Annotated in this window: 24 protein-coding genes; 9 read left to right on the top strand and 15 right to left on the bottom strand. The window is 72.9% G+C overall.

Features of this window, described 5'->3' with window-relative positions; translation table 11 throughout:
* Positions 1 to 47: 47 nt before the first annotated feature.
* Positions 48 to 1511, top strand: coding sequence for an MFS transporter (locus tag ACGFJ7_RS18055; RefSeq protein ID WP_392642765.1), 1464 nt, complete (start codon positions 48 to 50; stop codon positions 1509 to 1511).
* 2 nt (positions 1512 to 1513) lie between these two features.
* Here the strand turns inward: ACGFJ7_RS18055 and ACGFJ7_RS18050 are convergent, their stop codons facing one another.
* Positions 1514 to 1975, bottom strand: a complete 462-nt coding sequence (locus ACGFJ7_RS18050; protein WP_392642764.1) for a hypothetical protein — start codon at positions 1973 to 1975, stop codon at positions 1514 to 1516.
* A 110-nt stretch (positions 1976 to 2085) separates the two neighbouring features.
* Here ACGFJ7_RS18050 and ACGFJ7_RS18045 point away from each other — a divergent pair, with 110 nt between their 5' ends.
* Positions 2086 to 2409, top strand: a complete 324-nt coding sequence (locus tag ACGFJ7_RS18045) for a hypothetical protein (RefSeq protein WP_392642763.1) — start codon at positions 2086 to 2088, stop codon at positions 2407 to 2409.
* Here the strand turns inward: ACGFJ7_RS18045 and ACGFJ7_RS18040 are convergent.
* Genes ACGFJ7_RS18040 through ACGFJ7_RS18025 form a run of 4 tightly spaced genes read right to left on the bottom strand, consistent with a single transcriptional unit; the run spans position 2406 to position 5846 of the window.
* A complete protein-coding gene (locus ACGFJ7_RS18040; protein WP_392642762.1) occupies positions 2406 to 3341 on the bottom strand; it encodes a patatin-like phospholipase family protein in 936 nt (311 codons plus the stop codon). The two genes, ACGFJ7_RS18045 and ACGFJ7_RS18040, sit on opposite strands and share 4 nt — an antisense overlap.
* A 27-nt stretch (positions 3342 to 3368) precedes the next feature.
* Positions 3369 to 3875: a DUF302 domain-containing protein gene (locus ACGFJ7_RS18035; protein ID WP_392642761.1), complete on the bottom strand. Its 507-nt coding sequence runs from the start codon at positions 3873 to 3875 to the stop codon at positions 3369 to 3371.
* A gap of 35 nt (positions 3876 to 3910) precedes the next feature.
* Positions 3911 to 4408 carry an LURP-one-related/scramblase family protein gene (locus tag ACGFJ7_RS18030; protein WP_392642760.1) on the bottom strand — a complete coding sequence of 166 codons (498 nt, stop codon included), beginning with the start codon at positions 4406 to 4408 and terminating at the stop codon, positions 3911 to 3913.
* A 58-nt stretch (positions 4409 to 4466) separates the two neighbouring features.
* Complete coding sequence (locus ACGFJ7_RS18025) at positions 4467 to 5846, bottom strand: glycosyl hydrolase family 18 protein (RefSeq protein WP_392642759.1); 1380 nt, start codon at positions 5844 to 5846, stop codon at positions 4467 to 4469.
* A gap of 136 nt (positions 5847 to 5982) precedes the next feature.
* Between ACGFJ7_RS18025 and ACGFJ7_RS18020 the strand changes: the two genes are divergently transcribed.
* Positions 5983 to 6636 (top strand): GNAT family N-acetyltransferase, encoded by a 654-nt coding sequence (locus ACGFJ7_RS18020; protein ID WP_360250131.1) that lies wholly within the window; start codon positions 5983 to 5985, stop codon positions 6634 to 6636.
* Position 6637: 1 nt separating this feature from the next.
* Here the strand turns inward: ACGFJ7_RS18020 and ACGFJ7_RS18015 are convergent, their stop codons facing one another.
* Both ACGFJ7_RS18015 and ACGFJ7_RS18010 read right to left on the bottom strand, forming a co-directional pair.
* Complete coding sequence (locus ACGFJ7_RS18015) at positions 6638 to 7351, bottom strand: alpha/beta hydrolase (RefSeq protein ID WP_360250128.1); 714 nt, start codon at positions 7349 to 7351, stop codon at positions 6638 to 6640.
* Positions 7348 to 8037 (bottom strand): alpha/beta hydrolase, encoded by a 690-nt coding sequence (locus ACGFJ7_RS18010; RefSeq protein WP_360250125.1) that lies wholly within the window; start codon positions 8035 to 8037, stop codon positions 7348 to 7350. The genes ACGFJ7_RS18015 and ACGFJ7_RS18010 overlap by 4 nt, the downstream gene beginning before the upstream one ends.
* Positions 8038 to 8116: 79 nt before the next feature.
* Between ACGFJ7_RS18010 and ACGFJ7_RS18005 the strand changes: the two genes are divergently transcribed.
* From ACGFJ7_RS18005 to ACGFJ7_RS17985, 5 genes are read left to right on the top strand one after another with little or no spacing between them, the layout of a single operon-like run.
* Positions 8117 to 8998, top strand: coding sequence for a sigma-70 family RNA polymerase sigma factor (locus ACGFJ7_RS18005; RefSeq protein ID WP_392642758.1), 882 nt, complete (start codon positions 8117 to 8119; stop codon positions 8996 to 8998).
* A gap of 23 nt (positions 8999 to 9021) precedes the next feature.
* Complete coding sequence (locus tag ACGFJ7_RS18000) at positions 9022 to 10377, top strand: FAD-dependent oxidoreductase (protein ID WP_360250119.1); 1356 nt, start codon at positions 9022 to 9024, stop codon at positions 10375 to 10377.
* Complete coding sequence (locus ACGFJ7_RS17995) at positions 10361 to 10714, top strand: siderophore-interacting protein (RefSeq protein ID WP_392642757.1); 354 nt, start codon at positions 10361 to 10363, stop codon at positions 10712 to 10714. Before ACGFJ7_RS18000 ends, ACGFJ7_RS17995 begins: the two co-directional genes overlap by 17 nt.
* A gap of 29 nt (positions 10715 to 10743) precedes the next feature.
* Positions 10744 to 11664 (top strand): SDR family oxidoreductase, encoded by a 921-nt coding sequence (locus ACGFJ7_RS17990; protein ID WP_360250113.1) that lies wholly within the window; start codon positions 10744 to 10746, stop codon positions 11662 to 11664.
* Positions 11665 to 11675: 11 nt separating this feature from the next.
* Positions 11676 to 12527, top strand: coding sequence for a helix-turn-helix transcriptional regulator (locus ACGFJ7_RS17985; protein WP_392642756.1), 852 nt, complete (start codon positions 11676 to 11678; stop codon positions 12525 to 12527).
* Here ACGFJ7_RS17985 and ACGFJ7_RS17980 read toward each other — a convergent pair.
* The 7 genes from ACGFJ7_RS17980 to ACGFJ7_RS17950 form a co-directional block, all read right to left on the bottom strand.
* Positions 12487 to 13227, bottom strand: coding sequence for an SDR family oxidoreductase (locus ACGFJ7_RS17980; RefSeq protein ID WP_392642755.1), 741 nt, complete (start codon positions 13225 to 13227; stop codon positions 12487 to 12489). The genes ACGFJ7_RS17985 and ACGFJ7_RS17980 overlap by 41 nt on opposite strands.
* Positions 13228 to 13313: 86 nt before the next feature.
* Entirely contained in the window at positions 13314 to 14018 is a 705-nt protein-coding gene (locus ACGFJ7_RS17975) for a hypothetical protein (protein ID WP_392642754.1), read from the bottom strand.
* Positions 13984 to 14949: a pentapeptide repeat-containing protein gene (locus ACGFJ7_RS17970; RefSeq protein WP_392642753.1), complete on the bottom strand. Its 966-nt coding sequence runs from the start codon at positions 14947 to 14949 to the stop codon at positions 13984 to 13986. Before ACGFJ7_RS17970 ends, ACGFJ7_RS17975 begins: the two co-directional genes overlap by 35 nt.
* Entirely contained in the window at positions 14946 to 16262 is a 1317-nt protein-coding gene (locus tag ACGFJ7_RS17965; protein WP_392642752.1) for an AAA family ATPase, read from the bottom strand. The genes ACGFJ7_RS17970 and ACGFJ7_RS17965 overlap by 4 nt, the downstream gene beginning before the upstream one ends.
* Positions 16259 to 20356, bottom strand: a complete 4098-nt coding sequence (locus tag ACGFJ7_RS17960) for an NB-ARC domain-containing protein (RefSeq protein ID WP_392642751.1) — start codon at positions 20354 to 20356, stop codon at positions 16259 to 16261. Before ACGFJ7_RS17960 ends, ACGFJ7_RS17965 begins: the two co-directional genes overlap by 4 nt.
* Positions 20353 to 22713, bottom strand: a complete 2361-nt coding sequence (locus ACGFJ7_RS17955; RefSeq protein ID WP_392642750.1) for a hypothetical protein — start codon at positions 22711 to 22713, stop codon at positions 20353 to 20355. Before ACGFJ7_RS17955 ends, ACGFJ7_RS17960 begins: the two co-directional genes overlap by 4 nt.
* A gap of 81 nt (positions 22714 to 22794) precedes the next feature.
* The gene (locus tag ACGFJ7_RS17950) at positions 22795 to 24363 is read right to left on the bottom strand and encodes an MFS transporter (protein ID WP_392642749.1); all 1569 of its coding nucleotides are present in this window, start codon (positions 24361 to 24363) and stop codon (positions 22795 to 22797) included.
* A gap of 67 nt (positions 24364 to 24430) precedes the next feature.
* Between ACGFJ7_RS17950 and ACGFJ7_RS17945 the strand changes: the two genes are divergently transcribed.
* Positions 24431 to 25000: a TetR/AcrR family transcriptional regulator gene (locus ACGFJ7_RS17945; RefSeq protein ID WP_360250085.1), complete on the top strand. Its 570-nt coding sequence runs from the start codon at positions 24431 to 24433 to the stop codon at positions 24998 to 25000.
* Here ACGFJ7_RS17945 and ACGFJ7_RS17940 read toward each other — a convergent pair.
* Complete coding sequence (locus ACGFJ7_RS17940; RefSeq protein WP_392642748.1) at positions 24990 to 26309, bottom strand: peroxidase family protein; 1320 nt, start codon at positions 26307 to 26309, stop codon at positions 24990 to 24992. The genes ACGFJ7_RS17945 and ACGFJ7_RS17940 overlap by 11 nt on opposite strands.
* Positions 26310 to 26357 lie beyond the last annotated feature (48 nt).

Raw genomic sequence — 26357 nt, 5'->3', positions numbered from 1 at the left:
ACGCGGTGCCGACAAAAATCGACACTGTGTCGATAGCGTAGTCGGACGTGACCACCCCCGAACCCGTTGCCCGCCCGCGGCTGCTCCTGCTCGCCGCCGCGGCCGCCAGCTTCCTGCTGGCGCTGATCCAGTCCATCCCGGTGCCGGTGCTGCCGCAGATCGCGGCGCAGCTCGGCGCGGACGCCACCACCGTCGGGTGGGTGTCCACGGCGACGCTGCTCGCCGCCTCCGCCTTCACGCCGCTGCTGGGCCGGCTCGGCCACGTCCTCGGCGTCAAGCCGGTTTTCGTGGCCACGCTCGTCGTCACCCTGGCCGGCAGCGTGCTCGCCGCCACCGCCCACGACATCGGCTGGCTGATCGCGGCCCGCGTCCTGCAGGGCACCAGCTTCGCCCTGTTCCCACTGGGCATCAGCCTGCTGCGCCACGAGCTGCCGCCGGCCAAGCTGACCCACAGCATGGCCGTCGTCGCCTCCACGCTCGGCGTCGGCGGCGGTGTCGCGCTGGTCGCGGCCGGCCTGCTCACCCAGGGCGACGCCGACTACCGCCGGATCTTCTGGCTCACCGTCGTGATGAGCGCCATCACCCTGGCCCTCGCGCTGACCCTGCCCAAGCGGGCCGGCGCCGGCGGCCGCGTCGACTACGTGGGCGCCGCCGTCCTCTCGGCCGGACTGGTCAGCCTGCTGCTGCCGATCTCGCAGGGGCACACCTGGGGCTGGGGCTCGGCCCGGGTCATCGTCCTGTTCGCGGCCGCTGTGATCATCCTGCTCGGCTTCTACTTCCTGGAACGGCGTACGGCCGCCCCGCTCGTCTCGGTCGAGATGCTGCGCCACCGCCCGATCCTGGTCACCAACCTGGCCGCCATGGCGGTCGGCTTCGCGATGTTCGCGCTCCAGCTCGCGACGAGCTACTTCGTGCAGAGCCCCAGCGCGTACACCGGCTTCGGATTCAGCGCGACCGTCCTCGAGACCAGCGTCATCTACCTGCTGCCGGGCGCGGCGGCCAGCGTCGTGATCGGCCCGCTGGCCGGCATGCTGGTCGGCAAGGTCGGCCCGCGCGTCGTGCTGGCCCTGGCCTGCGGCGTCGGCGCCGTCGGCCTGGCCTCGCTGACCTTCCTGCACGACAACAAGGTCGAGACGATCGCCGCCTTCGTGGTCGCCAGCTGCGCCATCGCCATGGCCTACGCCTCGATGCCGGCCCTGCTGGTCAGCCACGTGCAGCCGGCCGAGACGGGCATCGCCAACTCGGTCAACAGCATCATGCGTACGGTCGGTGGCACCATCGGCAGCGCTCTGGTGATCACCATCCTGGCCGGGCAGACCAAGACGGTGGGCGCGGTCGCCCTGCCGACCGAGAACGCGTTCCGGATCAGCTACGCGCTGGGCGCGATCGTGTTCGCCATCGGCGGCGCCCTGGTCCTGCTGTTCATCAACCGCGACCGTCCGGCGGCCAAGCACCGCGCCGAGGTGTCGGACATCCGCTCGACGGCCGACCTCGAGGGCGCGCGCGCCTAGCCTCACGGAAGGGAACGTCCCGACTGGAACGGGCCGCCGGGTGTGGCCTTCGACCACGCGACGGCGTACCTGGGCGGCCTGCCCGACCGCCCGGTACGCCCGTCGGCGTCGCTGGAACAGATGCGCGCGGCGCTCGGCGGGCCACTGCGGCCGGGCTCGCTGCCACCGGAGAAGGTGGTGGCCGACCTGGTCGCGGCGGCCGAGCCGGGCGTGATGGCATCGTCCAGCGGGCGCTTCTTCGGCTTCGTCGTCGGCGGGGCCACCCCGGCCGCGCTGGCGGCCGACTGGCTCACCTCGGCCTGGGACCAGAACGCCGGGCTGTACGTGCTGGGGCCGGCGGCGAGCGTGGCCGAGGAGACGGCGGCCGGCTGGCTGGTCGACGCGGACGGGCTGTGGGGAGCGCCACGGGTCCGGGTGGTCGTGGGCGAGGGCGCCACGGCACGATCGACCGGGCCCTGCGACACCTCGGCGTGGGTACGAACTCGCTGGTCACCGCGGCGATGGACGAGCAGGGGCGGCTCGTGCCGTCCGCGCTGGCGGCGGCGCTCGCGTCCGGTCCGGGGCCGGCGATCGTGTGCGCGCAGGCCAGCTCGGCCGCGACGGCATCGCCGAACTGGTGGACCGGTCGTGCGCACTGGCCCGGCGCTTCGCCGAGCGCCTGACGGCCGGTGGCGCCCAGGTCCTGAACGAGGTCGTGCTCAACCAGGTTCTCGTACGCCCCGGCGACGACGACACGACGCGGCGGGCGCTGCACCGCCTCCAGGAGGAGGGCACGGCCTGGATGAGCGGCACCACCTGGAACGGCGCCGCGGCCATCCGGCTCTCGGTCTCGAACTGGTCGGCCGACGAGAACGACGTCGACCGCACGGCCGAGGCCATCCTGGCCGCGGCCGCTTAGCGCCCGGCGTCGTCCAGGGCCTTGGTGGCCAGTTGGCGTCCGAGGGCGACCATGTCACCGGCCCGGTGGAAGTCCATGACGCGGCAGGCGTTGACCGGGACGGCGATCCGGACGTCCGGGGGCAGACCGGCCATGCGGTAGCGGGCGATCATGTCCTGCATGGCGTCGAGCGAGGAGGCCAGCACGTCGGCGATGCGCAGGTTGCCCGGTAGCGGGACCGGGTCGATCGCGGCCGGGGTGTCGGTCAGCTCGGGGGTGTCCAGGGGCGCCGCCTGGCCGTTACGGGTGTGGAAGACCTGCTTGAGGCGGTCGCGCCAATCCTCGTACCAATGAGGTGCCGCGGCCGCCCGCACCGGTGACCCCGGCTCGCACTGGGGGCGTGGGGCCTGGAGGGAGACGGCCACGGTCAGGTCGGCGCCGGAGGCGGCGGTCGGCTCGATGGGCACCGGGTTGAGCAGGCCGCCGTCGGCCAGCAGGCGGCCGTTGATGACCACCGGGGTGATCAGGCCCGGGATGGCGATGGAGGCCCGGATCGCCGAGCGCAGCAGGCCGCGCTGGAACCACACCTCGCGCCGCGCGTTGATGTCGGTCGCCACCGCCGTGTACGGGATCGGCAGGTGTTCGATCTCCGCGTCGCCGAGGAAGTCGTTCAGGTGGTTGATCAGCCGGTCGGCCGCCATCGCGCCGGGCAGCGCCCACTTGGGGTCGATCAGCCGCAGGATGTCCCGCTGTTTGAGCGCCACCGCCCAGTCGGTGAACTCCTTGAGCCGCCCCGCGGCCATCACCCCGCCGACCAGCGCGCCCATCGACGATCCGGCCACCGAGCACACCTCGAAGCCGCGTTCCTCGAGCACCTGCACGACCCCGATGTGCGCGAACCCGCGGGCCCCGCCGGAGCCCAGCGCCAGCGCGACCCGCCGTTCGGAGGACATGCTGCGATGCTATCGAAGCGGCCCGGGCTATCCGGCCGCTCTCCGCAGCAGGGTCAGCACCTCTTCGTCCAGCTCACGGGCCACTTCCAGGGCAGGTTCGCTGCCGTACGGGGTGAGCAGGCTCTCCATGGTGTCGTAGGCGAGCCGCACCACGTCGCCGTCCTGGAAGATCAGGATCGACACCGGCGCGTACGAACCGGCCTCGGGCACGTGCCGCGTCATCCGGGCCATGGTGTGCGGGTTGCCGGCGATGAGGCGTACCAGGCGCCTCGGGGTCACGTCCGGCAGCTTGGCCAGCGCGGCCCCCTGGTCCAGGTCCATGAACCGCATCAGCCCGGACGGTCCGGCGGCGTCGGCCACCACCTTCTGGAATTCCTCGTACGAGGAGGCGCCCAGCCACGCCCGTGCCGCCGAGGCGAGGTCGGGCCGGGAGATCCCGGCGTAGAGGCCGGCGAGAACGTCGTCGAACTTCTTGGCGGAGGTCAGGGTGACCCGCTCGACGGTCACCCTGCTCCGCGTCTCGGTCTGCGTCATACCCCGAAAGTTAGGCGGGGTTCGCGGTACCGCTATCAGTCATCCGACTCGCCGGCTTTGGAGCGCTCCAGCGCCAGGTCGAGCGCGAGCACGCTGCCGATGATGAGCAGCGGGTCGACACCGTCGGACACCTGCACCGCGTAGGTGTCGCGGATGGTCAGCCAGCGTTTGGAGACGGCGGCCACCTCGCGGCCGTCCTGCTCGATGACGTACTCGTGGTCGAGCAGGTCGCCCTTCAACTCCAGGTCGTCCGGGCCGGGCACGTCGATGGTGAACTTCTCACGGAACGGCGTGAACAGCTTCTTGCGGACCTCGGCGGCCTTCTCGCCGCCGATCCGGATCTCGTAGGTGGGGCGCAGCGCGACGAGGTGGCGGTGGACCGACGCCACCTCGTCGCCGTTCGCGTCCTCGATGACGACCCGGTTGCGAACGCTGAACACCTTGCCGTCGACGTGGTAGACCCGGTTGCCGTTCTCGTCCTCCACGTCGAAGTCGTCGCCGATGGAGAAGAAACGTTCCTTGATCACATACATGCCTCAAGTGTGCGGCGCGGCCCGCCACGGCGAAAGCGGGCCGCGCCGCGTCTTCGGGTTACGGCAGGACCCAGCGCTGGTTGGCGCCGGCGAAACAGTCCCAGATCTGCAGGCGGGTGCCGTTGGCCGAGCTGTTGTTCGACGCGTCCAGGCACTTGTTGCTGCCCGCGTTGACCAGCGTGCCGTTCGACTGGGCGGTCCAGCGCTGGGCGCCGGAGCCGTTGCAGTCGTAGATCTGCACGAGCGAGCCGTTCGCCGTGCCGGCGGCGCTGACGTCCAGGCACTTGCCCAGGCCGCGGAGGGTGCCGTCGGTGCCCACGGTCCAGTTCTGCGCGGTGGTGCCGTTGCAGTCGTACAGCTGAACCGCCGTGCCGTTGGCGCTGCTGGCCGAGGCGATGTCGACGCACTTGCCGGCGATCCCGGTGATGCGCCCGGTGCGGCCCGACGGCGGCGGGGTGGTCGGCCCGCCGCCGCCACCCATGACGGTCTCGTAGATGGCGCTGACCAGCGAGTTCGCGCCGGTGGCGTCCTGTGACAGCTCCCAGTTCATGATGCCGCCGGCGTTGGCCAGGGCCCACTGGGTCTTGCGGCGGATCGTCGGCAGGCCGTTGTAGCACTCGCCGGACGGCGTGCAGTCACGGTTGGCGTTGGCCGGGTCCTGCGCGACCAGCTGGGCGTACGTCAGATAACCGGGCCGGCTGTAGAACGGCACACCGAGCACCGTCTTGGCCTTCGGCAGGCCGCGGTTCTTCCAGAAGTTGGCCGAGGCGATGGACCAGTCGTAGTTGGCGTGCGGGCTGCCACCGTCGTACGCCATGATGTTGAGCCAGTCGACGTAGCCGAAGACGGCCGGCTGGACGCCGTTGGCGGTGTTGCCCTCGCTGACGACAGCGGCTGTGAGCAGCTTGCCCTCGTTGTGCAGGGCGGTGCTCAGCTGCTGCATCAGCGCGGTGTAGTTGTTGCCGGAGGTGCCCGGGTCCGGGTACTCCCAGTCGATGTCGACACCGTCCAGGTTGTACTGGCGGACGGTGTTCATGACGTTGGTGACGAACGCCGTGCGGGTGCCGGAGTTGGCCGCCAGCGACTCGAAGGCCGAGTCGTTGCCGTCGTTCCAGCCGCCGATGGCCAGCGAGACCTTCGTGTTGTTCTGGTGCCCGAGGGTGACCAGCTGCTGCAGCTTCGAGGTGTTCTCGATCGGCTGGAGGGTGCCGTTCGCGTTGGGCAGCGCGAACGAGTAGTTGATGTGGGTGAGTTTCGAGTACTGGATGCTGGTGACGCTGCCGGCCCACGACGGCATGTAGCCGACGCTCTTGAACCCGTTCGGCAGGACGGCGGCTTCCGAGGTGCCCTGTACGGCGAGCGCGGTGATCGTGCCGACCGCGGCGACGGTGAGTGCGGCGGCCGAGGCCGCCCACCTGCTTCTTTTCCTGATGGCCATGGGGATGGCGACCCTTCGTGTCCGGCGCGGGGGATGCGCCGTGGGGATGACTGCGGGCGGCCAAATCTTAGGAAGGTTAACTAATGATAGTCAATATAGGACTTCATAAAAGTCTTGGTGATGATTCACTTAGCGGGTGACACAGCTTCAGGAACTCGTGGCGCGGTGGCAGCGGGGCTGGGGTGTCTCGCGTGGGCTGCCGGAGGCGACGGAAGTCGGCTCGGGGCTGCGGGTGCGATGTCTTCAGGCGGGACGGAACGTCGAGTACTTCGCTCTCGACGGTGCCGCCTCCGTGGCCGGGCTGGCCGACCTGGTCAAGGGCGAGAACGAGGTCACCTGGCTGACCGTGCCGACCACGGAGCCGGACCGGGCCGCGGCGGCGCTGGAGGCGGCCGGGCTGGTGGTGCTCAAACGCTCCGAGAAGCTGATGGTCACCGGCCTCCGCGAGCACCCCCGGCGCCCCGCGCCGCCGGGCTATCGAGTCGAGACGGGCGTCCAGGACGCCGTCGTACGGGTCGTCGTGCGGGACGAGAACGGTGACGTGGGCGCGCGGGGGACGATGGGCGTCGCCGGCCCGGACGGGATCGCCGACCGGATCGAGACGCTGCCCGCGCACCGGCGCCGGGGGCTGGCCAGCACGGTGATGGGCGCGCTGGCGGAGGCCTCGGCCGCCGAGCACGGGATCCTGATCGCCAGCGAGGAGGGGCAGCCGCTGTACGCCGAACTGGGCTGGACCGCGGTCGCCGACGTTCTCATCGCGTCGACGCCCGGAGTCGGCTACCCGAGCTGACTCAAGGCCGGACCTGCGACACCGCGTCGAGGATCGTGCCGGTCACCTCGTCCGGGCGGGAGACCGCGATGAAGTGCGAGGCGTCCTCCACCTCGCGCATGCCCTTGGCGCCGGCGCGTTCGGCCATGAAGCGGTGCACGGCCGGCGGCACCGCGCGGTCGGCGTCGCCGAAGACGAACCAGGACGGGGTGGACCGCCAGGCCGCGGTGGCCGCCGTCAGGCCGGTGGTCAGGGCGGCGTGGGTGACCGGGCGCTGGGTGGCCGCCATGAGGCCGGCCCGTGCGGCCGCGACGTCGTGGGCGAAGCCCGAACGGAAGGCGTCCGGGCGGATGACGTGCTCGGCGCCGCCCGCGCTGAGGGGGTACGAGGTGAGCGCCGCGCCGAGGGCGCTGCCCGGGAACTTCGCGGTCAGCTCCAGTGCGGACTCGCCGTTCTCGGGGGCGAAGGCGCTCACGTAGACCAGGGCCGCCACCGTGGAGAGCCGGCCGGCCGCCTCGGTGACGACCATGCCGCCGTACGCGTGGCCGGCCAGCACCACCGGGGTGCCGAGGCCGGCCACCACGTCCCGCAGGTAGGCGGCGTCGCCGGGCAGGCCGCGCAGGGGATTGGCCACGGTCGCCACCGGCAGGCCGTGTCCGGTCAGGCGTTCGGCGACGCCGTTCCAGCTCGCCGATTCGGCGAAGGCGCCGTGCACGAGGACGACGGTGGGTGTCATGGTGCGGTCCTTTCCGAACGCAGGAAGTCGACTGCCGTCCGCACGGCGGCCTCGGCCGCGCCGGTGTGGCGCAGCGCGTTGAGCATCATGAAGTGGGGCGGGGCGCCGTCGAAGGTGGCGGTTGCCGTTTGCACCCCGGCGGCGGTCAGGTCCCGGGCGTAGGCCAGGCCCTCGTCGCCGGTTCCGCGCGCGATGACGAGAGTGCTCGGGGCGCAGGGGGCGGCCGTGATGCCGCGCGGGTAGTAGAGCGACTGGTGCGCGAAGCGGACCCGGCCGGCGGACAGCGACGCGGCCAGGGCGGCCCCGGTGTCGTCCCCGGCGACGCCGAGCCGCTGTCCGTCCAGCCCTGAGGTGCGGCCGCGCCGGAGGATCCACTGGGCCACCGTGTACGCCTGCTCCAGCGCCACCGGGAAACCGCCCTCGAACTCGACGAACGCCACGGCCATCGCGGCGCCGACCGCGAGCTCGCGGACGAGCCGGTCATGGGTGTTCGCGTTGCCCATGACGAAGCCGCCGCCGTGCAGGTACAGCAGCGCCGGCAGCACCCGGGTGGCCCCGGGCGGCCGCACGACGCGCACGGCGACGCCGTCCACCGTGACCCACGTCTCGTCGACGTCGGGCCGGGGCGCGGGCGTGGCCTGCGTCCGCTCCAGCTCTTCGCGGGACAGGACTTCGTGGTCAAGCATCATGCCAGCCCAGACAGGGCAGCCGTGGCACTTGTGACAGAAGCTTGGTGATTGCCCGCGCACCGATCACCATGAGCAGGTGGATCTCGACGATGGCACGGCGGACTTCCTCGGCGTGCGCCCGCGCCTGTTCGGCATCGCGTACCGGATGCTCGGCAGCGCGAGCGAGGCCGAGGATCTGGTGCAGGAGGTGTGGCTGCGCTGGCAGGCGTACGACCGGAGCCGGGTGACGAATCCGGCCGCGTTCCTGGCCACCACCACGACGCGGCTGGCCATCAACGAGCTCCAGTCGGCGCGGGCGCGCCGTGAGACGTACGTGGGCCCGTGGCTGCCCGAGCCGGTCGACACGAGCGCCGACCCCTATCTGGGCGCCGAGCGGGGCGAGGCGCTGGAGTACGCGACCATGCTCCTGATGGAGAAGCTGAAGCCGGCCGAGCGGGCCGCCTACGTGCTCCGGGAGGCGTTCGACTATCCGTACGCCCAGATCGCCGACATCCTCGGCGCCACCGAGCCCGCCGTCCGCCAGCTCGTGAGCCGCGCCCGCACGCACCTGGCCGGCGAGCGCCGCACGCCGGTGGCCGCGGCCGAGCAGAAAAAGCTGCTCGCCACCTTCCTCGAGGCCTCGCGCACCGGCGACATGGCCGCGCTGGAAAGGCTTTTCGCGCCGGGCGTGCTCAGCGTCTCCGACGGCAACGGCGCGCTCGGCGTCGCCCGCCGCGTGGTCGAGGGCCCGCTGCCGGTGGCGAAGTTCCTCGCGGCGATGTCGACCTGGATGTGGGAGGGCGCCACCGTCCGCTGGATCGAGGCCAACGGCCAGGCGGCCACCCTCGTCACCCTGGCCAACGGTCTGGAGGGCTACCTCACGGTCGGCGCGACCGCCGAGGGCATCGACCGGGTGCTGTGGCAGATGGTTCCGGAGAAGTTGTCACAAGTGCGAGGGCTGTCCGGTCATAGGGGGTGACTGCGAGAGAAACAGAGGATTCCATGCGGACGATCCTGGTGGTGGGCGGCGGTTACGCCGGCTTCTACACGGCCTGGAAGCTCGAGAAGAAGCTCCGCCGCGGCGAGGCCCGGGTCGTCGTGGTCGACCCGCGTCCCTACATGACGTACCAGCCCTTCCTGCCCGAGGTGGTGGCCGGTTCGGTCGAGGCGCGCCACGCGGCGGTCTCCCTGCGGCGGCACCTGAAAACCACCAGGATCATCTCCGGTACGGTCGTGCGGGTCGACCACGCGCACAAGACGGCCACCATCCGCCCGTCCGAAGGACCGGAATACCCGTTGCCGTACGACATCATCGCCGTCACCGCCGGCGCGGTGACCCGCAAGCTCGACATCGCGGGCGTGGCCGACCAGGCCATCGGCATGAAGCACGTCGAGGAAGCGGTAGCGATCCGGGACCGGATGCTCGTCAACTTCGACCGGGCGTCGACGCTTCCGCCCGGCCCGCAGCGCCGCCGGCTGCTGACCGTCACCTTCGTCGGCGGCGGCTTCTCCGGCGTCGAGGGCTTCGGCGAACTACTGTCGCTGGCCACCGCGCTCGCCCGCAGATATCCCGAACTCGACCCGGCCGAGCTCTCCTTCCACCTCGTCGAGGCCCGCGACCGGATCCTGCCCGAGGTCACCGACAAGCCCGGCGAATGGGTGGTGCGCTCACTGCGGAAGCGGGGCGCCCACATCCACCTGAACTCGGTGCTCCAGTCGGCCCGGAACGGTCACGTGGTGTTGTCGACGGGCGAGGAGTTCGACTCCGACCTGATCGTGTGGACGGTCGGCAACGCGGCCGGGCCGCTCGTGCGCAAGCACACGGACCTGCCGGTCGACGGCCGCGGCATGCTGACGGTCCGGCCCGATCTGCGGGTGGGAACCGACGAGGCGTACGTGCCGGACGCGTGGGGCGCCGGCGACGACGCGGCGATCCCCGACCTGGCCATGCCCGGCTCGGCGACGGTCCCGAACGCGCAGCACGCCGTCCGCCAGGGCAAGCTGCTCGCGAACAACCTGGTGGCCACCCTGCGCGGCCGCGAGCCCAGGCAGTACCTGCACCACAGCCTCGGCGTGGTGGCGACGCTGGGCCTGGGCCGCGGCATCTTCCAGTACCGGGGCATCGTCATCAAGGGCTTCCCGGCCTGGCTGATGCACCGCGGCTACCACGTGCTGGCCGTGCCGAGCTGGGAGCGCAAGGTCCGGGTCCTGTTCGTCTGGCTGACCGCCGCCCTGTTCGGCCGCGACATCGTCTCGCTGGCCTCGGTCCAGCATCCGCGCCGCGCCTTCGTCACCGGCGGCGAGGCCCCGGCGGCGGCGCCCTCCGAGGCGCCGCTCGAGCATGCGCCCTCCGCATGAGGACGCCGTACGCGGGCTTCTAGCCGCCTGCCGGACTTCGGAGATCACCGCGCTGCGCGCCGCCCTGCACGAGGACGCCGTCGCCGTGTGCGACGGCGGCGGGACCGTGCGGGGCGGGGAGGACGTCGCCGGGCTCGTCCTGGTGCTGCTGTGCCGCCCCGGCACCGTCCTCAGCCTGGAATCCGTCAACGGCCGGGCCGGCCTGGCCTCGCGCCGGGCCGGCCACGCCGAGGCGGTGGTCGCGGCCGAGTCCATCGGGGCCTTCGTGTCGGCGCTGTGGATCGTCGTCGATCCCGCGAAGCTGACCCGTTGGCATGTACCGGCAGAACATGGTTGACGATTCACCACCGCGGGAGCCTTGGCGTCATGAGGAAAGTAAGCCTGCACCCCCAGGATCTCACCGGCCGGCTGGCCCTGGTCACCGGCGCGAACAGCGGCGTCGGCCGCGAACTGGCCGCGCGCCTGGCGTCCGGCGGCGCCGAGGTGCTGCTGGCCGTCCGCGACACCGCCAAGGGCGCCGCCGCCCTCGCCGCCATCCGCGACGAGGTCCCCGGAGCTGACGTCTCGCTCCGCACCCTCGACCTGGCCTCGCTGACATCGGTCGGCGCCCTCGCCGGCGACCTGCTCGCCGAGGGACGGCCCCTCGACATCCTGGTCAACAACGCCGGCGTGATGGCGCCCGCGACCCGGCACACCACCGCCGACGGCTTCGAGCTCCAGTTCGGCACCAACTTCATCGGCCACGCCGTGCTCACCCATCGGCTGCTGCCCCTGCTGCGCGCCGCCCGGGCGCGTGTCACCACCGTCACCAGCAGCGCCGCCCGCCAGGGCCGGCTCGACTTCGGCGACCTGCAGGCCGAGCGCTCGTACTCGCCGGTCAGGGCCTACAACAACTCGAAGCTGGCCGACCTGATGTTCGCGCTCGAACTCGACCGCCGCAGCCGGGCCGGGGGCTGGGGCCTGGTGAGCAACGCGGCCCACCCCGGCACGACCCTGACCGGGCTCTACGCGGCCGGCCCCAACCTGGGGCGGGGCAAGCCGGCGCCGCACGAGGCCGTCATGGCCCGCCTGGCTCGCTGGGGAATTCTGGTCCAGGACGTCGCGCACGGCGTCCTGCCGATCCAGTACGCGGCCACGAGCCCCGAGGCGGGCGGCGGCCGGCTTTACGGACCGGACGGATTCGGGCAGTTCAAGGGCGGCCCGGCCGAGCTCGCCATCTACAAGTCCGCGCGTGACGAGGGTGTGGCGGCCCGGCTGTGGGACTACGCCCTCGGCGTGAGTGTCTGAGAGGTACGGATATGGATCGCGCCCGGCTCGCCGAATATCTGCGCACGCGACGGGAGGCCCTTCAGCCCGAGGACGTGGGCCTGCCCCGCGGCCGGCGGCGGCGCACCAGCGGCCTGCGCCGGGAAGAGGTCGCGGTGCTCAGCGACATGTCGATCGACTACTACAGCCGGCTCGAACAGCCGCGGGGGCCGCACCCGTCCGAGCAGATGCTGGGCGCGATCGCCCGCGGCCTGCGCCTCTCGCTGGAGGAGCGCGACCACCTCTTCCAGCTGGCCGGCTACGCGACACCGCGCCGCGCGGCCGACAGCGACCACGTCAACCCGGGCATGACACGCGTCTTCGACGGGCTTCACGACTCGGCCGCGATGGTCGTCTCCCATCTGGGCGAGACCCTGGTGCAGACGCGGCTGGCGGTGGCCCTGGTCGGCGACGAGAGCATCTACACGGGACTGGACCGCAGCAAGCACTACCGCTGGTTCACCGATCCGGCCGCCCGTTCGCTGTACCCGCGCGAGGAGTGGGACGAGCAGAGCCGTCTCATCGTCGCCGACCTGCACGCGTCGTACACCCGCGACGGCCGGGACTCGCGGGCCGGCGTGATCGTCGACGCCCTGCTGACCGCCAGCCCGTCGTTCGCCGAGCTGTGGCGCGGACATCCGGTCGCCGGCCCGTACTGCGGGCCGGTGCGGCTGCTGCACCCGGAGGTCGGCCCGCTGGAGCTGTACTGCCAGCGGCTGGTCGACCCGGACCGGTCGCAGCAGCTCGTCGTCTACACCGCCGACCCCGGTTCGCCCTCGCAGGACAGGCTGCGGCTGCTGTCGGTCATCGGGACAGCAGCCAGTCCTGGTACCGCGTCGTGGTGATGACGGCGCCGTCTCGCGCGATGATGGCGTCGCCGGTCACCGCGGCGAACAGGCCGGCGCTCTCGTCCACCACGACGGGGCGCCGGTCGCCTTGAACGGCCAGCGTCACGCGGCCCAACTCGTCGAGGGAGAAGACCTCGGGGCCGGCGTAATCACGGACCCCCATCAGCGGCTCGCCCACCGCGACGCCGGCCACCGCCCGGGCCACCTCGGCCGAGGCCATCGGCTGCACGAGCGTCGACGGCAGGCGCACCGCGGTCTCGTCGGAGGTCCAGGCCATGGCCGCGCTCACGAATTCGAAGAACTGCGTGGCCCGGACGATCGAGAACGGGATCTTCTCCTGCTGCATGAGCAGGTTCTCCTGCAACAGCTTCGCCCGGTAGTAGGCGAGATCCGGCACCCGGTCGACGCCGACGATCGAGAGGATGACGATGTGCTGGGTGCCGGCGTCCTCGGCCTCGTCCAGCAGGTTCTCCATGGTCTCGCGGAAGAAGACCGCGGCGGCCTCGTCGAAGGTCGGCGAGTTCGTCAGGTCGACGACGACCTCGGCGCCCTTGACGGCCTCGGCGACGCCCGTGCCGGCCCGCAGATCGACCCCGGTGGACAGCGAGTACGGCGTGGCGTCGTGGCCCTGGGCGCTGAGGAGCTTGACGACCTGCGAGCCGATGAGCCCGGTGCCGCCGATGACAGCGATCTTCATGGTGGGGTCCTTCGTGGTCGTGGTGACTTCGTACCCACTAGGACCACGGCGGGCCGGTCCGCCGTGACAGGTGCCGGCGAGCGAGCTCAGGGACGCCTCGCCCGGCGGGCCCGGGGCGGCAGCGTCACGCCGCCGAGGGTGTGCAGGGCGGCCCGGGTGCGCGGGCGCCGGCGGGCCGTCCCGGGGCGCCGGCCGTCGACGCGCAGGTCGATGGTCGGCCTGGTGTTGTCGGCGACCGGTGGCTCCGGGCGCCGGTACATCTCGTCGGCCTCGACCGGCGCGGCCACGGTCTCGACGACCGCGGGAAGGTTGGGAAAAGGCGGCGGCTCGTGCGGCGGGAAGGCGGGCTGCGAGCGTACGAGGGACGGCTCTTTGGTGGTGAACAGCGTGAGAGCGGCGACCAGGTTCAGGACGACCAGCACGGCGCCGGCCGGGCCGACGGTCGCGGTCGGCCACATCAGCAGGGAGACCAGCACGGCCACCACCGCCGCGCCCAGGGCGGCCACGGCGCCGGCCTGGCGGGCCGGCGGGGCGGCGTTACGGGTCAGCCCGAAGGCGGCGGCCGCGCAGGCCGCGCCGCCCACGCAGAGCAGGACCCAGCTTCCGACGTAGGGCCAGAGCCGTTGCCACGTACCGGTCTCGTCGGCGAAGACGAACATGAGGAACGGCACGCCCACGATGGCGATCACCAGATAGAGCACGGCGTCGACCGCGACCATGACGGCGGCGGCCGTGAGCCGGTCGAACCGGCGTCGCTCACCGGTCAACTCCATCGCTTCGACGTCGACCATCGTCCATGCCCCCCGTTCCGGTTGATCTGGAACCGTAACGCATCGCCTGGTCGCCGGGCTGCCGGGGCTGCGGTGGCCGTTGCCCGCCCGGCCATCGCGTCCCGTCGTCGTCGCGGGCCGCGGTGAGGTCGGCGTGGGTGAGGACGGCGCCGCTCAGGTCGGCGTCCCGCAGGTCGGCCTGGCGCAGGTCGGCGCCGCGCAGGTCGGTGTCGCGCAGATCCGCCTCGCGCAGGTCGGCCTCGCGCAGCCCGGCCGCCGTCAGCTGCGCCCCGCGCAGCCGCCAGCCCCGCATGCCGGCGCCCTCGAGGTCGGCGCCGCGCAGATCGGTGTCCCGCAGGTCGGCTCCGTGTCCGGCCCGCTCCAGGCCGGCGATCGCGGCCAGGGCGACGTGCGCGGTCGGCAGGCGTTCCCGGTACGGCGGAATCTGGTTCACCGCGGCCGTCGCGGGCAGGCCGCCCGGCGGCGGGGGATAGGGGGCCAGCCGTCTGACGTGCGCCGCCAGCACGTCCCGGATGGCTTGCCGGTCGGCCCGCGAGTCGCGCGCGATCCGGGACAGGGAGTAGATCCCGCCCAGCACGACGTCGGGCTTCTCGTGCTGGCCGATCTGGTCGATGGCCTTGGTGAACCGCTCCGTCACCTGACCCTCGCGGTTCATCCGGAAGGTCCGGTAGGTGAAGATCAGCCCGCCCGCGACGGCCAGGGCCGTGACCCCCTGAAGCATCGAGACCCGCATGTCGTTGCGCAGCTTCGCGCGGTTGTCAGCCACCGTCAGGCGGCCCGCCGGGTCCTTGACGGCCTCGATCTCGGTGGCCGACAGGGGCGGGATCGACCGGGCCGGCACGGTGACGATCAGCCAGCCGACGGCGGCGGCCGCGGCCAGGATCGCGGCGATCAGGAGCCAGCCCAGGGCACGGCCGCGCACCAGTCTCATCGCTGCTTGCCCACGATGTCGTCGATCGCCCCGCGCAGGCCGCTCAGACCACCGTCGTCGTCGCGGTACACCGGCTGGAGACCGTCACCGAGGTCGCCGTGCGGCCCGAAGCAGACCAGGCCGGGGCGGCGTTTCCAGCGTGGCTGCCAATAGCGTTGCCGGTAGCTCGGCGTCCACAGGATCAGCTCGCACCGGGTCCGGCTCTGGTAGAGCCCGGGCGGGTTGTCCATCGGGTCGGACTGCACGAGCTGGACCTCCTCGTTCGGCGCGAAGAACACCTCGTACCGGTGGTGTTCCAGCTCCTGCACCAGTTTCCGGGCCTCGGCCTCGTCGTCCGGGGCGAAGGAGACCGCCACGTCCCAGACCCGGTTCTCCGGGTCGCGGCCGGCGAACCACTCCCGGAACAGTTGCGGCACGCGGGCCCGGCCGGTGTCGTCGATCCAGAGCACGCCCACGGTGAGCGCCTTCATCTCCAGCCGGTGCTTCTCGCGGGCGCGGCGGTCGGCCGGGGCGGCCGCGTGCGGGCGGCCGGCCCGCGGCACCTGGAGCAGCTCCCGGCGTACCTCAGCGGGCAGTTGCTTCTCCCAGAAGGTGAAACGGCGCACCAGGGTCTGCTGCAGCTCCTCGATCGCCACCGCCACCGGCAGTCCACGGTCGAGCTCGCGCAGCAGCTTGGTCGTGAGCCAGGCGTTGCCACCGGTCAGGTCCATCACCTCGGACAGTGACGGCCGGCGCGTGCCGGGCAGGATGTCGATCAGCTCCTGGACGGCGTCCGCCGGCAACGGCGTCATCGGCACGGTGGACGCGGTGCCCAGCGGCGGCGAGTTGTCGTTCTCCCGGTCGTGGTACTCGGCCAGCACCGGGCCGCCGATCAGCAGGAAGGAGACTTGCGACCGGAGCATCGACTCGTCGAGGAAGCGCAACTCGCTGAAGAAGTCGCCGCACCAGCCGGTGTGCTGCAGCAGCCGGTCGGCGCTGTCGATGACCAGGGTGAACGGCGCGACCAGCTCGGCCGCCCGATGGACCTCCTGCCGGCTGGCCTCGGCGTAGGCGCCGGCGTCCCGCCCCTCGAGAACGCTGCGCAGGGCGCCGAACGCGGTCCGCACCGATTCCAGGTCCCATCCGTGGGTGTCGGCCCGGAACAGCTGCCGGTCGCCGGGGAGTTCGAGCCGGCGGGCCAGCGTCGTCTTGCCGCTGCCGGCCCCACCGACCAGCAGGACCGAGTTCGCCGTGCCCAGCAGCTCGGCCAGCCGGTCCAGAAGCGCGGACCGGCCGACGAATCGCCCGTCCGGGCCGAACGGGTCCACGGTCACGATCGGTCCCCGAACTCGGTGACCCGGTCGGCCAGCAGCCCGATGGCGATGCCCCGGTCGTCGAGGATGCCGTGGGCCCGCAGGGAGGCGTAGGCCGCCCGTGTCGCCGGGGATCGGGGCGCGGCGCCGCGCAGCACCGACCGTTCCGCGTCGGTCAGCATGCGCCACAGGCTGGTGAGGAAGTCGTCGACGTTTATCGTCACGTCGTGCTCGACCAGGCCCCGCTCGAGGCTCGCCCGGTCCATCACGCCGGTGGTCATCGCCCGGTAGGCCCCGCCCGCGACCATCCGGGCCAGGGTGGGATGCCCGCCGGTGAGGCGGAACATCTCGTCGTGGAAGCCGGCGGTCACCTCGCCGGCTCCGGCGGCCTGGCCCAGGGCCGTGGTCATGCCGGCCACGGCGTCCTTTCCCAGCAACGGCAAGGGGATCTCCCGGAAGAATTGAAAGAACGGATTGGTGCGGTCGGCGCCCAGGTCGTTGCGCCGATTCGCGTTCGGCCGCAGGTCGGCCGCGATCAGCGCCACCAGGCGGGTGGTGCCCTGGGCCATGGCGCGCAGCGCGCCGGTGCCGTAGACCCAGCGCTCGACGGCGTCGTCCTCGTCGGCCCGCGGGTAGATCCGCTCCAGCTCGTCGAGGATGACGATCAGCTTGCGCCCGGTCACCTCCGTCCGCCGGCCGATCTCGCCGGCCAGCTCGGTGGCGGTGCGCGGCGTCGTGGGCTGGAAGGACCAGTCGGCCCAGGCGTCGGCCGCCCAGTTGTCGTACGCGGTGACCATCTGCCGGAACAGCTCCAGCGGCCACTCCTCGCGGCGCCGGTCGAACATCTGCAGGTCCACCTTGCACACCGGCCGGTCGGCCAGCCGCTGGCGCAGAATGTTGAGCAGGCTGGTCTTGCCGACCTTGCGCAGCCCGGTCAGCAGGATCTGCTCGTCCTGGCGCAGGGCGCTGCCGATGGTGTTGAGCATCGCGTCCCGGCCGAAGAGCCAGCGCTCGTCCTCGATCGCGTTGCGGCTCTCGAACAGGGTGTTCTGCGGGCCCCGCGTGCGGTTCAGTTCCTTCAGGAAGTCCTTGGCCCGCTTGTCGGTGTACGCCGCCCGGAGCGCGTCCACCCGTACCGTGATGACCGGCTGGGTCCTCAGCCGCAGCGCGTCCAGGGCCGCCTCGCCGTCGGGGTCGATCGGCTCGACGTGGACGAGGTGGGCCACCCCGTCGACGCCCAGGTGCCGCTCGAAACGATGGACCTCGGCCGCCGAGGGCGCGGTCTCCGCGGCCACCCAGACCGGGCCCGGCACCAACAGTTCGGGCTCCTCGCCGCGGGACAGCTCGACGCCCGCCTGCCGGAAGGCGCGCTGGGTGAGCGCGACACGCTCGCTCAGCCGGTGTTCGCCCGGGGTGACGGCCTCCTCGGCGGCCGGGAGATGCGCCGCGACCTCGTACGACACGTGCCTCATCAGGACCAGTGGCGCGTGGGTGTCCCGGACAGCCCGCCAGGCGAGCAGCGCCTCGGTCATCGCCGCCGCGGCCGGGCCGACCTCACCGGCGCGGTCCCGGATGCGGCCGCGCAGGGCCGCCGTCGCCGCGATGGCGGCCCAGTCCTGCTCCGGCCGGAACAGGCCCTCGGCCCCCTCCAGCTCGTCCAGGGCGTCGCCGGTTCGGCCCTGGGCCAGGGCGATCTCGGCCCGCACCAGCCGGGCCCGGCCCCGTACGCCGTCGGCCTCCGGCCCGCGGCCGGTCAGATGCCGCCCGGCCACCGGCAGCTGCTCCTCGGCCTCGTCCACGAGCCCGGCCGCGAGCAGCGTGCGGGCGAGCAGCAGCCGGGACCGCGCGGCGCTCAGGCCGCAGCCGAGGCCCTCGAAGCCGACGACGGCGCGGGCGGCCCGGTCGATCGCCTCCGAGCCCAGCCGGACCGACTCGCTCCCGTTCGACTCCTCGGCCTGGCTCAGGGTCAGGCGGGCGCGCCGATGGTCCACCATGGCCAGCCGGCGCACGTCGCCGCGGGCGGCCACGGCGGCGACCAGAAGGCTCTCGGTGGCCGTCTGCCAGTCCCGCCGCCGGCGGGCCACGTCGGCCAGCATGAGGCTGAGACGGAAGCGCGGGGCGTCCATGTTCTCGTCGGCGAGATGCTGGATCGTGACCGGATTTCCCGGTTCGGGCCGGGTGGCCGCCCGGGCCGCGTCGCGCACCAGCCGCACCAGCTGCCGGTCGGCCGACAGCCGGGCGGCCAGGACCGGCGACCGCAGGGGCACCGACCGCTCGGCGTGGGCGAGACCGCGCAGCGCCTCGGCGTGCGCCGACGCGGCCTGCCCGGCGTCGAGAAGAGCCGTCGCCAGCACCCGGTGGGCGCGCAGCGCCTCGACGGCGACCCGCTCGTCGGCCGGCGCCCTCCGGCCCTCGTCGATGGCGCCGCGCGCCATGCGCAGCCCGCTGTCGTGCCGTTCGGTCTCGAGCAGGAACTCGCTCCAGGCGACCCGCACCGCGATGCGGGCGTACCCGCTCGGGTCCCGCTCGGCCGCGGCACTCGCCCGTTCGAACGCGCGCCGCGTCTCGGCCTGGTCCAGACCGGGCGGCAGGTGGCCGCCGAGCCGGCGGGCGATCCGCCAGCACAGGGCGCCGTCGTCGGCGTCGGCCGCGGAATGCACGCTGGCCACCAGGTTCACGTACTCCGTCCGGGTCCATTCGTCGACGTAGTCCCGGATGCGGCGCGGAATGGTCGTACCGTGCAGATAGCCCCTCGCCTCGAGGGTGCGGCCGGAATCGAAGCCGGGCTCCTCGAGGCGGATCACCTCGGCGATGATGGCCAGATAGGCCTGGTAGAGCCGGTGCCGGGCCTCGTGCCGGCCGGGGTCGCCGGCCGCGTGCCGGCGGGCGAACAGCCGGAACAAGGGATGGAAGCGGTAGCGGGCCAGCCCGGACGGCATGTCGGCGCCGGACACGTCGATGAACTGCGCCGCGTACAGCTTGGCCATCAGGTCCTCGGCCTCGGCGTTCGAGCAGTCCATCAGCGGGGCGAGCAGCCAGGGCAGGAAGGTGTCGGAACCGATGGCGCCGAGCCGGTGCAGGGCGATCTGCTCCTGAGGGGTGAGCCGGGCGTACTCGATCTCGAGCCGGCCGGCGATGTCGCGATTGTGGTATGCCAGCGCGGCGAGCCGCCCGTCCGGATCGGCCAGCGAGTCGGCGACGGCCGGCAGCGACCCGGTGGCCGCCACCTTCTCCCCGACGGCCTGCAGGGCGATCGGGAGGCTTCCGCACTCCACGGCGATCCGGGCGACCTCGGACGGGTACGCCTGCGGGCCGAGCCCGGCCGCGGTCCGCACGATCGCCATGGCGTCCCGGAAGCGCGGCACGTCGATGTGCAGCGAACGACTCGACGGCGCCACCACCGGGCTCAGGTTGCGCCGGCTGGTCACCACCACCGTGCAGCCGGGGCTCGTCGGCAGCAGCACCCGTAACTGGTCGGCGTCCCGGGCGGCGTCGAGCACGATCAGGATGCGTTTGTCGGCCAGCAGCGAGCGGAAGATGCGGGCCCGGGCCGCGGGGGAGGGCGGCAGTTCGTCCGGCCAGCCGAGGGCGATCAGGAACTTCTTCAGGATCTCGCCCGGTGGCCGGCGGTCGCCGCCGATGCCCAGGTTGGCGTAGAGCCGGCCGTCCGGGTACTCGGGCGCGATGGTCAGGGCGAACTCCCGCGCGATGGCGCTCTTTCCCACGCCGGGCCGGCCGTGGAGCATGATGACCAGCGCGCCGGCCGATGCCCGGCCGGTCCGCTCGGCCCGGCCCCGGGCGTGGCGGTCGGCCAGCTCGCGCAGCTCGTTGACCCGGCCCCGGAAGGAGTCCAGGGACAGCGGAATCTGATCCGGGACCCGCGCGGCACCGGGCGCGAGCGTCTTCGTCCCGGACTCGGGCGGCTCCACGGCGGAACGGCGTTTCAGGCCGGTGGCCTCGGCGATCCACACCACCGACGCGGCCGCACCGGTGGCGACGACGATCAGCGCCACCACGACCGTGGACGGGTGCGTGCTCACCAGCCATCCGGCCCCCGCCGCCACGACCACCAGGCCCAGGAGCACGAACCAGGACCGAGGCGCGGAAGATCTCATGGGGCCGTGGCCGGGGGGACCTCGATGGCCGGGCCGCTGCGCAGGTCCTCCAGCTGCTGGCGGATCAGCATGCTCTCCTGCTGGTCGCCGAGGCTGTTCATCACGCGCTCGGCCGCCTCGAACAGGCGCCGCGCCTCGGCCGGGCGATGTTGCCGCACCCGGACACCGGCCAGCTCGGCGGTGGTGACCGCGACCAGGTGGATGTCGTCGCAGGCGCTGAGCGTCTCGACCGTCTCCTCGAGGGCGCTCGACGCGGCCGGCAGCGCGCCGTCGCGCGCGTGGGCCCGGCCGATCAGGAGGCGGCAGTGCGCCGTGCCGTACCGGTGCTGCATCCTCGCGAACAGCTGGAGGGCGCTGCCCGCCTCGGTCCGGCACCGCCCGGTCTCACCGATGTCGAGGGCCAGCCGGGCCGTGCCGTGCAGCAGCCAGGCGCTCCAGAGCTCCTGCTGGTTGTCGCGGGCGGCGGCCAGGCCCTGCCGCATCGCCACCTCGGCCGGGACGTGCTGGTCCGCGTAGTCGTAGATGGCGCCGACGGCCCAGGCGACGCCGGCCCGGTGGTGCGATTCGAGCTCGTCGTCGCCGCTGAGCAACGCCTCGATCAGCTCGATGTCGCCGAGGCCGTCGAGCGGGGTGGTGCCGAAGGCGTGGGCGATGGCCCGCTCGCGCAGCGTCCGGACGCGCTCGTTGCGCCGCACCTGCTCGGGCAGGTCGACGTCGTCCAGCGCGGTCAGCGAGTCGGTGAGCTTGCGCAGCGCCTCGTCGATCCGGAACTGCCGGCGCAGCGTCAGGCCGGAGTAGCGCAGCGAGCGCACCCAGGCCAGCATCCGGGTGCCCTCGCGGTGGGCCGGCCGGGCGATCGGACCCGGCCCGTCGGCGGTGTTGCCGAGCTCGGCGTTGATCTCGGCGAGCGTGGCCACCGCGAGGTCGAGGGCGGGCAGGTCGTGGTTGTCCTGGGCCAGGGCGAGGGCCGACCGTACGAGGTCGAGGGCTTCGTTGAGCCGGCCGGCGTCCTTGATCCGGTAGATCCGCCGGTGCAGACCGTCGGCGGCGCTCCGGCGATGCCGTTCCCGTAGTGCGGACTGGTACCGCTCCTGGATCTCCGCCCGCTGCTGCGGGGACAGTTCACGGGCGGCCCGCGCGTCCGCGTACTCGTAGACGCGGTCGAGCACGTGGAAGCGGGACACCCCGCTCGCGTCGGCCGCCGTCCGCTCGACGAGACCGGCCTGGCTGAGCCGCTCGACGATCGTCCACGCGTCGGCCTCCCCGGTCCGCATGCACGCGGCCAGCTCCCAGGGCGCGAAGACCGGGCGGGCGAGCAGGCCGAGACAGACCAGCGCCCGCTGCTCGTCGTTGGTGAGCAGTTCATACGCGAGGTCGAGCGCGTCCACAGTGTCACCCGAGCGCTGCCGCAGCCGGCGCACCACCAGTTGCAGGTCCCAATGCGGCCGGCCGGCCAGGGTGGCGCCGCTGAGGATGACACCGAGCGGCACGTTCCCGGCGCCCCGCACGATCATCTCGGCCGCGCCCGCCGCCCGCGACACCCGGTCGTCGCCCACCAGCCGGTCGAGCAGCTCCACCGACGCCGCCTGTTCCAGCGGGGGCAGGTCGATGCGCAGATCGGCGCGCTGGCCCGCGAGCGTGCCCCGGCTCGTGATCACGGCCACGCAGGCCCGTCCGGACGGGATCAGATCGGACACGTCGTCGCCGTCGCGCACGTCGTCCAGGACGGCCAGCACCCGGCGGTCCCGGGTGAGCCGGGCGAACTCGCGCGCGAGCACGGCCCGGTCGGTGGGCCGGTCGTCACCCGGCCCGAGCAGCGCGCCCACGAACGCCCGCAGCACCGCCTCCCACCCGCCGCCGGGTGCCGCCATGTCGCGGCGGCCGAACAGCTGGCCGTCCGGATATCGAGCGTCCACCTGGTACGCGAAGTGCAGCGCGGTCGCCGTCTTCCCGATGCCGGCCCGCCCGGTGATCAGGATGACCGGGGTGAGCCGCGGGCCCCAGCCGCCGGCACGGGCGGTGGCCAGGACCTCGAGCATGCGGGCGATCTCGGCGTGGCGGCCGACGAAGACGTCCGGCGCGGGCGGGAGCTCGGTCGGCACCAGATAGTGCCGGGCGACCCGCGGCGTCTCCCCGGGCACGGCCACCGGTTCGGGTGACGCCGAGCTGAGCAGGCGGAAGCGGACCAGCACCAGCCCGGCCAGCAGGCCGAGGCTGGCCGCGGCGGGCACCGCCGACCACAGGCTGGCGCGCTGCTCGATGGCCAGGGCCGCCACCACGACGACGGCTCCGGCCACCGCGAGCACGACCACCTGGGTCAGGACCGGTCGTGGCAGTCGCGCGTGGTCGGCACCCATGTCGCCTCCCTCGGTGGTGGACCGCCCATTGTGACGTGGTTACGCACCAGTGTCGACGCTGAAGCCGCCCTCCGCACATCGTCACATCGGACGAATGGTTCCGACTACCTCCCCGGCTTCGTGCTCCCCGGCTTCGTGCTCCCCGGCCTCGTGACGCCCGGCCTCGGGCGAGGCGGCCGGGCCGGCGTGGCGGGGCACCAGCTTCCAGGCCAGGACGCCGGCGATCACCAGCAGGACCGCCGCCACGGCCGAGGTCACCTGCATGGCGTCCGCGAAGGCCTCGCGAGCGCCGGCGAGCAGCGCGTCGCCGTTCAGCGCCTGACTGGCCGACGCGAGCGATTCCTCCACCGCCGTCCGCACGGTGCCCGGCAGCGCCGACAGGTCGGGCAGCCAGGCGCGGTAGAGCATGGTGTGCAGCGTGCCCAGCAGGGCGATGCCGGTGGCCACGCCGAGCTCGTACGCCATCTCGGACACCGCCGACGCGGACCCCGCCCGCTCCGGCGGCACCGAGGCCAGGATCGCGTCGGTCGAGGCGGTGAAGGCGATGCCGACGCCGAGCCCGATGACGATCAGGCCCAGAGCCAGTACGCCGTAGCCGCCCGCACCCTCGCCGGCCGTCAGCACCACGAAACCCGCGGCCGTGACCAGCAGCGACAGGCCCAGCGCGCGGCCCACGCCGAGCCGGGTCATCACCCGGACCGCCACCACGACGACGGCGATCGAGGCCAGGGTCAGCGGAAGCTCGCGCAGGCCGGCCTGCAGCGGCGAGTAGCCACGGACGAGCTGCAGGTACTGCGAGAAGAAGAACAGCAGGCCGCTGAACGCGAAGACGGCGATCACGCTGGCCGCGACCGTGCCGCTGAAGGCCGGGCGGGCGAAGAGCGTGACGTCGATCAGCGGCGAGGCGAGCCGGCGCTGCCGTCGCACGAACCACGTGCCGGCGGCCAGGCCGGCCAGCGCCGCCGCCAGGACGGACGCCGAGACGCCCGAGTGGGCGGCGTCCTTGACGGCCCACACGAGCGGGACGATCGCGGCGACCGAGAGCAGCGCGCTCAGCGGGTCGAACCGGCCCGGCGCGGGGTCGCGGGACTCGGGTACGAGCACGGCCACGGCCACCAGCACCAGCAGCATGATCGGCACGTTGATGACGAAGACCGAGCCCCACCAGAAGTGCTCCAGCAGCAGGCCACCGGCGAGCGGGCCGAGCGCCGCGCCGCCGGAGGCGCCGGCCGACCAGATCGCGATGGCGCGGGTGCGCCGGCGCGGCTCGGGGAAGATGTTGCGGACCAGCGAGAGCGTGGACGGCATGAGGGTCGCCCCGGCCACGCCGAGCAGCGCCCGCGCGGCGATCAGCCAGCCCGGGCCGGGTGCGAACGCGGCCAGCAAAGAGGCGGCGCCGAAGCCGGTCACGCCGATCAGGAGCAGGCGCTTGCGCCCGATCCGGTCGGCGAGGGTACCCATGCTGATCAGGAGCCCGGCCAGGGCGAACGAGTAGACGTCGCCGATCCAGAGCAGTTGGTTGCTGGTCGGCGCGAGATCGGCCGTCAGCGCGGGCACGGCCAGCGCCAGAACCGTGCCGTCCACCGCGAGCAGCGTCACCGCCAGCGTGAGGGCGGCGAGCGCGCCCCAGCGGCGTCCGTTCGAAGTCATGCTCCGACAGTAGCCGACCATTTGGTCGGTAGTACAGACCAAATGGTCGGCTACTACTGTGATCTGTATGCCTCCTCGTGAACGGGACACCGCCCGCACCCGGCGCACGGTGCTCGACGCCGCCGCGCGCACCGTGGCCAAGCAGGGCGCCGGTGTGAGCCTGGACGTCATCGCGCGTGAGGCGGGAGTCTCCAAGAGCGGGCTCCTGCATCACTTCCGGAGCCGCGACCAGCTGCTGCTGGCGCTCGCGCGGGATCAGGTGGACACCTTCGCGGCCGAGGTCCGGGCCGCGGTCGACCCGGCCGACCACGCGGCGGGGCGCCTCGTCCGGGCGTACGTCAAGGTGATTTTCGACAGCCTGGGCGACGAGACGATGATCTCGGAGCACCTGCTGCTCACGGCCGCCCTGTCGACGGTGCCGGGGGTGGCCGAGATCCTTCAGGCGGACGCGCGGGAGTGGGAATCGGCGTTCACCGCCGACGGCCTGCACCCCGACCGCGTCCTGATCATCACCAAGGCGGCCGACGGCGCCTCGCTGGCGACCCTCTACGAGGGCGGCAGCAACCCCGTGGCCCTGGAACGGACGCGGGAGTTGCTGCTCTCGATGACCAGGGGCGAGGGATCGTTCACGGGATGAGCAGGTCGGCCAGCGTGAAGCGGTCGCCGCGGGCGGGCAGCACCGGCGCCCAGCCGGGCTCCAGGCTCAGGTAGCTCGCCGGGTCGGCCCGCAGCAGGCCGATCAGCACCTCGGCCACGATGCGGCCGCCGACCGGGCCCAGCCGGTCCCCGTCGCCCAGCACCTCGGACTCCTTGAGGATGTAGAACCACAGCGGGACGCCGTGCGGCCAGTCCTCGAGCACCAGCGGCTGCACGCCGATCTCGCGGGCGACCGCCTCGCCGCTGGGCAGGCCGGTCGTCTCGCCGCGCAGCAGGTCCCGCACGGCCAGAGAGTGGTACGCGCCGGTGTCGACGGCGCCCGTGACCTGGACGGGCAGGCCGATGAGGCTGGACGCGAGCCGGCCGTCGAGGCGCTTGGCCCGCTGCGCGGGTGGACGGCCGGGCACGTCGAAGATCTGCGCCAGGTCGATGTGACGGCCGGGTTCCAGCGGGCCGAAGCCGACCAGGTCGGGGAAGAGCGGCACCTCCGGACCGCCCTCGGTGAGCCGGTACGTGTGCCGGATCTGCCCGTGCCCGTACCGGAAGGCGGCGTCGGCGAACTCCAGCGGGATGTACGCCCGCATCGGCTCCGGCGCGAACCAGCGTCCCCCGTTGGCCAGAACGTCCTCGGCGAGCGCCGCGCCCACGAGGCGCGGCAGGAAGTCGTGCACGACGATCCACTGGTAGTGCCAGGTGAGCGTGACGCGCGCGCGGTCGTACACATCAGCCTCGGCGGCGCCGCCGTCGCGCAGCCAGTCGACCACGCGGTTGTGCGCGTTCAGGAGCGCGACGTGCAGCGACAGGGCGAACCGGTGCACGTCGTTGCGCGGATCGCCGATCAGCGCGACGCCCTGCGGATTGCGCGGGACGTCGCCGTCGACGACGAGGAACTTCGCCGGGTCGCGCACGTCGAACAGGAACGGCGAGCCGATCGGCCCGTCGGAGTAGAGCATCTCCAGGTTGAGCTTGGGCGCGCGGGCGTTCCTGAGCGCCTCGGGGTCGATCCCGCCGGCCAGGGGAGAACGGTCGGCGGTGATGTCATGGGCGATCAGCTGGCCGAAGAACGGCCAGCCGGCGGCGCCGGCCGCGTCGTCGCTTCCCGGGTTCAGCCGGTCCAGCAACGGCGCCGCGTCGCAGATCCCGCCGGTGTCGCCGGCGCGCATCAGCAGCTTCGGGTCGCCGCCGAGCGGTTGCAGTCCGGGGAACATGCGGCCGTACCGGGCGGCGCCGGTCGGGCGGTCGACGGCACGGACGAGGCTGAGGCAGTGATCGCGGGTGGGAAGGGTCATGCCCACACAGACCGGGTAGCCCCGCTGTTCGTGACGAGCCCGGCAAGG

It is taken from the genome of Actinoplanes sp. NPDC048988 (genome assembly GCF_043197815.1).
Classification (GTDB): Bacteria; Actinomycetota; Actinomycetes; order Mycobacteriales; family Micromonosporaceae; genus Actinoplanes.
Note: the sequence above shows the minus strand (reverse complement) of the source record. Positions and strands in the feature narration are given on the sequence as shown.